This is a genomic window from Bartonella sp. MU70NMGDW, from assembly GCF_042194085.1.
In the GTDB taxonomy this organism is placed as follows: domain Bacteria; phylum Pseudomonadota; class Alphaproteobacteria; order Rhizobiales; family Rhizobiaceae; genus Bartonella; species Bartonella grahamii.
In genome coordinates this window covers 1-918 of sequence record NZ_JBHIMK010000466.1, presented here as the reverse complement: position 1 = coordinate 918, position 918 = coordinate 1, and the positions used below count along the sequence as shown (strand labels likewise).

The 918-nt window shown below is 33.1% G+C and carries 1 pseudogene; it reads right to left on the bottom strand.

The window, feature by feature from the left end:
- Positions 1–731: 731 nt before the first annotated feature.
- Positions 732–914 (bottom strand): annotated as a pseudogene (locus ACFIKE_RS11640) (M24 family metallopeptidase C-terminal domain-containing protein); the annotation flags it as partial.
- Positions 915–918 lie beyond the last annotated feature (4 nt).

Below are 918 nucleotides of genomic sequence, written 5' to 3'. Positions count from 1 at the left end.
AAAACAGATCTTCTTGTTGCAGGACCTGGAGCGGGCTCCAAATTGGCTAAAGCTGAAGAATTAGGTGTTGAGGTTATCGATGAAGAGGCTTGGCTACAGCTGATTGAGAAACATAATGTTTAAAGGGTGTTTCCCAGAAGATCGTATACTGTTGATATGATTATCTTTCTTACATTTTTTGGGGGGATGAAATCAAAAAGGGGATAATAGGGGCTGTTTTTTGCAAAAATAGAGCGCCATATATTTTGATATTTATTAAGTTATTAAAATAATTAACGTTGAACTTAAATATTAAACTTAAACTATTATGATGAAAAATATACAAGGTTATTATTAGTAAAATTTATAAATTATCATTGTAAAGCAAGGTAAAAATTGTAAATAAATATGCAGAATTTTTGAATCTAAACGGCGTAATAAGTTGGTTATAATAGGCGTTTTAGAAATGCGACGCGGAGGATTACAAAATATAATGAAAATTTCTATATAGCAGAATAAGGCTATAACTCATGTGGAAATGGTGGAGGATAGTTGATAAGCATTACCTTTTGCAAGTGTATCCCGTTCTGTTTCAGTTTGGGAAGAGCTTTTGTCGTATCGGCAAAAAAACTTGAAGTATTTTATAGAAGCATTTTTTGTGTTTGCTGATGGTAAATACACATTTCTCTCTTTAAAAGAGAAGAGTGTGGTGTTTTTGTAAGAATCGTTGGAAGATATTTGTGTTGCTTCATTTAAAGGGGCATTGTTGCTTCTTTTGCCCATTTTTTATCTTCTTCATTTAAGTAAGGTGCATTCATCTGATAAACGTGCGCATGGTAATCATTGAGCCATTGCCGTTCTTCTTGTGTCAAAAGCTCTTGGAGAATGAGTTTTTGATCAATAGGGCAAAGTGTAAGCGTTTCAAACGAAAGCATTTAT